The following is a 243-nucleotide window of genomic DNA, read 5'->3' as shown; positions in this document are numbered from 1 at the left end:
GCCAAGCTGCGTGATGTGCGTGCCGGCTGTGACACCGACCCCGGCCAGCGTCTGGCCGACTGCTAGGGTGCCGGATGCGACGGCGCTGACCGTGAGCGTGCCGTAGGTCGCCGTGATCGCCTCGCTCGGCACCACCTGCTCGATCGAGACCGCATACTCGCCAATGCCGCCCGGCGTGCCCGACAGCTGGGTCGTGATCTGCGTTCCGGCCGAAACGCCAGAGCCGGAAAGGGCCGCGCCGGC

1 pseudogene is annotated in these 243 nt (G+C 70.8%); it reads right to left on the bottom strand.

Annotated elements, in window-relative coordinates:
- Nucleotides 1–243, bottom strand: a pseudogene (locus EOD29_RS34380) (hypothetical protein); the annotation flags it as partial.

The organism is Mesorhizobium sp. M1A.T.Ca.IN.004.03.1.1 (assembly GCF_003997555.1).
Lineage (GTDB): Bacteria > Pseudomonadota > Alphaproteobacteria > Rhizobiales > Rhizobiaceae > Mesorhizobium.
Note: the sequence above shows the minus strand (reverse complement) of the source record. Positions and strands in the feature narration are given on the sequence as shown.